Source organism: Microcystis sp. M53603_WE2 (assembly GCF_030065435.1).
Genome location: NZ_JASJFF010000238.1, coordinates 1 through 6,358, shown reverse-complemented (window position 1 = coordinate 6,358; position 6,358 = coordinate 1). Strand labels below are relative to the sequence as shown.

General features: G+C 42.0%; 5 protein-coding genes. 3 read left to right on the top strand and 2 right to left on the bottom strand.

The features are described 5' to 3' along the window. A partial coding sequence (locus PX481_RS05130) for an IS630-like element ISMae21 family transposase (protein ID WP_288093880.1) occupies positions 1–616 on the top strand: 616 nt, incomplete at its 5' end. Between the two features lie 122 nt (positions 617–738). On the opposite strand, the gene PX481_RS05125 is transcribed toward PX481_RS05130, so the two are convergent. Then, the gene (locus tag PX481_RS05125; RefSeq protein ID WP_288093878.1) at positions 739–2,772 is read right to left on the bottom strand and encodes an N-6 DNA methylase; all 2,034 of its coding nucleotides are present in this window, start codon (positions 2,770–2,772) and stop codon (positions 739–741) included. Positions 2,773–3,151: 379 nt separating this feature from the next. Beyond that, positions 3,152–4,243 carry a redox-regulated ATPase YchF gene (ychF, locus tag PX481_RS05120; protein WP_043996954.1) on the bottom strand — a complete coding sequence of 364 codons (1,092 nt, stop codon included), beginning with the start codon at positions 4,241–4,243 and terminating at the stop codon, positions 3,152–3,154. A gap of 112 nt (positions 4,244–4,355) precedes the next feature. Here ychF and PX481_RS05115 point away from each other — a divergent pair, with 112 nt between their 5' ends. Both PX481_RS05115 and PX481_RS05110 read left to right on the top strand, forming a co-directional pair. Further along, the gene (locus tag PX481_RS05115) at positions 4,356–4,505 is read left to right on the top strand and encodes a hypothetical protein (protein WP_196219792.1); all 150 of its coding nucleotides are present in this window, start codon (positions 4,356–4,358) and stop codon (positions 4,503–4,505) included. Positions 4,506–4,789: 284 nt separating this feature from the next. Further along, positions 4,790–6,358 (top strand): elongation factor G (locus PX481_RS05110; protein WP_288093876.1); only part of this gene is annotated, 1,569 nt, incomplete at its 3' end.

Sequence of the window (6,358 nt, the reverse complement as noted above, 5' to 3'; positions counted from 1 at the left end):
GAAATTTGGAGTGAGACCAAGTGCCATTTGCTACGCCTTAAAAAAAATGAAAGTTACCAGAAAAAAGAAGGAACTTCGTTATAGAGAAAGAAACCGAGAAGAAAGAATGAAATACTACAGAGTGCTGAGAGAATTGATTAAAATATATGGAAGTGAAAGCCTTGTATTTATTGATGAGTCAGGGTTTGAAGAATTTCAAGCCTGTTTTTATGCTTGGTCAAAAAAAGGGAAGAAAGTCTTTGGAGATAGACAAGGAAAACGAGGAAAAAGAGAGAACCTTGTCGCTGGTAGAAGAAAGGGAAAAAAAGACTTTATTGCACCGATGGTATTTACGAGAAGCCTGAATGCCGAAGGTTTTGAAGGGTGGTTATCTTTATATTTGTTGCCCTCTCTAACCATAACATCAGTATTAATTATGGATAATGCACCAATTCATCGGAAGACAGTCATTAAACAACTGGTAGAGGAAGCAGGTCATCAGGTCGTGTTTTTGCCAAAATACTCTCCTGATTTAAATGATATCGAACATGATTTTAGTGCATTAAAGAGGGCAAGAATGTATGCTCCTGTGGGGACACCCCTTGATGAAATTATTCGTACTTATTGTGTCGCCTAGTGTCTCGTTCTTATTTGAAATAACTATACATATCAGGACAGGCAAAAGTGGTAATAGATAATCAGTGTTTAATAACCGGATTTAGTATTAAGACTTTTTCTAAGCTTAACCTGCTTTTTGCCTTACTCAAATTGGCCAAGTAGAAGACTCATTTCGTGAACAACATTCTCACTTGCTTTTAACGCTTCTTTTCTAATTGCTTGAATTTCAGCCATACTTTTTGCTATTCTCTGCTGTTCAGATTGGGGTGGAATAGGCACTAAAACTTTAGACAAATCATCCCCTAAAATAGTAGGAATAGCATGACCTGTCATGTACCTTTTAATCTGACGCAAAAAAAAGTCTGTTCGCATATATACTAATAAAAACAAAGGCTCGACTCCCTGAATATTTCTTAATACTGAAAATCCATTTGAGCAAATTGCTCCGTCTTCATCTTCTGTGATTAGGGCTGTTGCTTGGCGTGGTGTTCCCGTACTTGCTCCTGAAATTGCTGTAATAATATCGCCTTTGTACAATCTATAAGTTGCGCGAGATGGGGCCTCATGTGCCTTGATTATTTGTTGAGAAACAACTTGCATTGTACGATAATCAACATCGGAAATAGCGATATATCTAATTTCACTGTCCCTGGCTAAACGAAAATCAGCCGCCTCTCTCAAAATATCGGCAATTTCACCTAAAGGTTTCGCTCCAATAGATTTTAGATGTTCTAATAATTTTTGGTCATTGGGTAAATAATGTTCGGCATCCAGTCTCGAATTGAGCAGGGTATTCTTAACTGTATAAATACAATCGCTGTTTTGTGCAAATTCGCCATTGATAAATGACCTAAAAGATTGAGAAATATCATCTATATCATCGTCAACTATTGGCAAACCTGATTTTGTTCGGGCTATAACTCCCGACTCGTTGCGCTTATATATTGTTTGTCCTTTAACGTCATAGCCTATTTTTTTGATTTGTGCCATAAAACAAGAATCATGGTTTGCTGGTAATTTTTGAACTACCAAAAGTGATGTCTTGATTCCAGTGCCGTAGGGTACAAAGGCTTCCGGCGGTATGGAAACAACACCTAATATTTTTGTTTGGGAGCGCAACCAATACCGAATCGGTCCATTAGAGATATTTTGTAATAGACCATCGGGCAGAATAATCGCCATGCGCCCACCTGCCCGCAATAATTTTATAGATTTCTCAATAAATAAAATATCGGGCGACTGACCCGCTAAAACGGTTGGGGAAACTTGCCAACTATTGGACGCTGATTTATGCCATTTCCGGGCAAGAAGATATGATTGAAGAATTTTCTGGTCTTCTACTTTTCCTTTATTTCCGAAAGGAGGATTGGTCAAGATAACATCAAAAGAATTATTTAATTTTTCATCTTCGATAAGCGCATTAGTGCAGATAATTTCTGAACCTGTGCCACCTTCAAAAACTAAACGAATCATTCCCGAAAGGGCGACATCAGGATTAAATTCAATTCCTGTAATACTTTCTTGCACAAAACTTGCTATATTGAACTCTGGATTATTTTGTCGAACATGGTTGATTGCTTGAATTAAAAAACCACCACTTCCGCAAGCAGGGTCGATAATTTTTTCGTTTGGTTTGGGGTCTATCATTTCAACCGCAAGGCGGACAATTGGGTGAGGGGTAAAAAATTCTCCCCTATCTCCACGCTGGTGTCTATTTACAAAAGTCTGAAAGGCTTCACCTTTTATATCGCCAGATGTTTTAGTTAAATTAATGTACTGTAACCTGCCTACAATATAAGCAAGAGTCAAAGGTTTTAACTTGAATGTGTCATCGGTGAAAAATCCCCGATAATGATTCTTGATTGAGGTAAATAATTGACTGAGACGCGACATAAATTCATCGTACTTATTTGCTACGATGGCTTTATATTCACTTGCTGTAACGCCAAAATTTACAGATTGCTTGGCAGATTTTTCATCATGAAGTTTGATGATGATTAGTTTAACCATCTCGTGAAAAATCTTGTCTTTGAGCATTCCTTCGTTGGCGTAAATATAATTATGGCACTCTTCAAAAACTGCGGAAAGATTGTTAGAAGGTCGTAATTCCTGAATTTGCGGGAGTTTTTCAGGTAACAGGCTATCTTCGGAAAATAACAATCCTTGCTCTTTCATTTTTCCAGTTTGATTTGACCGTTTCCCCTTGCGGGTTGTTGAATAGATAGACTATTTTTAGCCTCGACTGCATTCCTACCAAACCAGTCTTTTAGTGAACAGAGAACATCGCCATCTTGATTAAACAAGAACTTGCCACTACACCTGATTATAGAATATAAATTAGAGGATGTCAAGAGATAAAAAATTCAGTTTTCAGTTTAATGTTAACCAAAGTGAGTAAAAAAAGCTGAGAGATTGTTGATGACAGAAATTCGGAGCATCTTTCAATTTGATAACGCCTATTGTAGGGCTAATTCATGAATTAGCCCTACAGCTATTGACAACGCCAAATTCAACCTTTTGATCAGGTGGCGGCGCTCACCTGATTTATTTTTAGCTAAACATTAAAACGGAATAGTAATACATCACCTTCTTGAACAATATATTCCTTGCCTTCACTTCTGACTAAACCTTTTTCTTTGGCTGCGCTCATCGTGCCACTATTAACTAAATCCTGATAAGACACGGTTTCCGCACGAATAAAACCCCGTTCAAAATCCGAGTGAATAACTCCGGCTGCTTGGGGTGCTTTCATACCGGCAATAATCGTCCATGCGCGGGTTTCTTGGGGTCCGGTGGTGAGATAGGTACGCAGTCCTAATAACTCGTAGGTAGCTTTAATTAAAGATTTTAATCCCCCTTCTTCTACCCCTAAAGAACCGAGAAAATCTTTTCTTTCTTCCTCCGACAATTCCACTAATTCCGATTCTACTTGAGCAGAAACGATCACAACTTTTGCCTGTTCCTGTTGGGCAATTTGACGGACACTTTCTACCCAATCATTACCCGTGGCCAGATCATCTTCGCTCACATTAGCGGCATAAATAATCGGTTTACGACTCAATAAACCGAGATTTTTAATTAATTCTTCTTCCTCTTTGCTTAAATCCACTTTTCGCGCCGAAATACCGTCATTAAGACAAATTAGGATTTTTTCAAGTATAGCCAATTCTTCGGCGGCTTCCTTGCTATTTTTCGCCTGTTTGCGTAAACGTTCCACCCGCTTCTCCACCTGTCCCAAATCCGCTAGAGCTAACTCTAGATTAATCACCTCGATATCCCGGGCCGGATCCACGGAACCGGAAACATGAATAATATCATCATTATCAAAACAGCGCACCACATGAACGATCGCGTCCACTTCCCGGATATTAGCCAAAAATTGATTACCCAATCCTTCCCCCCGACTAGCACCCTTGACTAATCCGGCGATATCGACAAATTCAATCCGCGTCGGCACGATTTTCTCAGAATTAGAGATTTTAGCCAAAACCTCCAGACGTTCATCGGGGACGGATACCACACCCACATTCGGTTCAATGGTACAAAAGGGGAAATTAGCGGCCTCCGCCTTAGCATTAGCCACCAGAGCGTTAAATAGGGTGGATTTTCCCACATTTGGCAGTCCCACGATTCCAGCTTTCAACATAAAAATTGCTTGATAAACATCATCCCGACCTCTCACTATATCAGGCAACCTCTCGTTTTTGTAAATCCAGTTGAGGAGAAAGACTCTCGATAGTCAACAGCTTAGTTAACATTTGCTGAAAAAATTTTTCCTGGAGGTAGGAGACTCCGATTCAGGAGACTCCGATTCAGGAGACAGGAGATTATTTTTATTTATTCTCCCCATTTCCCCATTTCCCCACACCCCACACCCCACACCCCACACCCACGAAAAACTTATTTAGCAAACCCTAGTTAACATTTATTCAAGTTCCTTAACTAAAAGTAGGCGAGACTTTACAAGAGATTGCGAGAATGGGATGTAATGCTTGAGACTGAGTTAGGGTGAAGAGTAGGAAAGAATACACCTGTAGCACTGGGCAAAATTATGGCAAGACAGGCCTTTCACTTCTAACTACGTCCTGAGAGTAATTTTCAGTGCTATGACAGTATATTTCCTAGGGCGATCGAGTGTAAATATCGCCCAATCGCCGCAACTAATCACTAAATCATTCTTGGGGGTATCTGTATGAATCAAAGTATCGGAGCAAACACCCGTAATGTGGCCCTTGTCGGCCCCTACTCCAGTGGAAAAACCTCCTTACTGGAAAGTTTACTTTTCGTCACAGGAGCCATCACCAGAAAAGGTAAAATTAGCGATCGCAATACCGTTGGTGATAGTTCCACGCAAGCGCGGGATCGACAGATGAGTGTAGAAGTTTCCGTTGCCCATAGTCAATACCAAGACCTAAATTTTACCTTTCTCGATTGCCCCGGTTCGATCGAATTTGCCAGTGAAACCTATAATGCCCTCGTCGGGGCCGGTGCTGCTATTATCGTTTGTGAACCGGTGGTCGATCGAGTTCTCACCCTGGCTCCCTTGCTAAAATTCCTCGATGATTGGGAAATTCCGCATCTAATCTTCATCAATAAGATGGATCGCTGTAATAGTCACTTTAACGAAGTCCTACAAGCTCTCAAATCCGTTTCTAGTCGTCCCCTCGTTCCCCAGCAATATCCTATCCGTCAGAACAACGAAATTATCGGATTTATCGATTTAATCAACGAACAGGCTTATCATTACCATGCTAACAGTCCCGCCGACCCTGTAGCTTTACCCGACCACCTCAAGGAAGAAGAACAGATCGCTCGACAAGAAATGCTAGAAACGATCGCCGAATTTGACGATCATCTTTTAGAAGAACTCCTCGAAGATATTAACCCCTCCCGGGAAGAAATTCTCCAAGACTTAAAACAAGAACTGGGAGCCGATCAGATAGTACCCGTGTTCTTCGGTATGGCGGAACGGGACTATGGTGTGCGTCATCTCCTCACCGCTTTAGTGGAAGAAGCACCGGCCCCGACAATTACCGCCAATCGTCGCGGTCTCGATCCCAGTGCGGATGGGGATGCAGTGGTACAAATCCTCAAAACCTATTTTACTCCCCAGGGCGGTCGCCTCTCCCTAGGGCGAATCTGGCAGGGAACCCTTAACGATGGCATGGCCTTAAACGGTGTGCGGATTGGTGGTATCTATCGTCTCATGGGACAACAACAGCAACCCCTACAGCAAGCGCAAGCGGGGGAAATTGTCGCTCTCGGTCGTTTGGAGGGAATCGCCACCGGAGACGTGGTTAGCAGCGGCAGTCAAAAACCCGATCTTCCCAGAGGATTACAGCTTAAACCCGTCTTTGCCTTGGCCATTGCCGCCGTAAATCGCAAGGATGAAGTGAAATTAAGTTCAGCTTTGACAAAACTGATCGAAGAAGATCCCTCCCTCTACTGGGAACAACACGGCGACACTAAAGAAGTGATTCTTTGGGGACAGGGAGAAATTCATCTGCAAGTGGCCCTCGATCGCCTAGCACGCAAGTATAATCTACCGATGACCACCCATTTACCCCAAGTTCCCTACAAGGAAACGATCAAAACCAGTACCAAATCCCACGGACGTTATAAACACCAAACCGGCGGTCACGGTGCTTTTGGTGATGTGTATCTCGATATTAAACCCCTGGCCCGGGGGGAAGGTTTCCACTTCCATGAAACCATTGTCGGTGGTGTCGTCCCCAAACAGTATATCCCCGGGGTGGAAACG

Excerpts from the sequence above, each read along its gene's own strand:
- PX481_RS05125 (WP_288093878.1), bottom strand. The coding sequence starts at position 2,772 with ATGAAAGAGCAAGGATTGTTATTTTCCGAAGATAGCCTGTTACCTGAA.
- ychF (WP_043996954.1), bottom strand. The coding sequence starts at position 4,243 with ATGTTGAAAGCTGGAATCGTGGGACTGCCAAATGTGGGAAAATCCACC.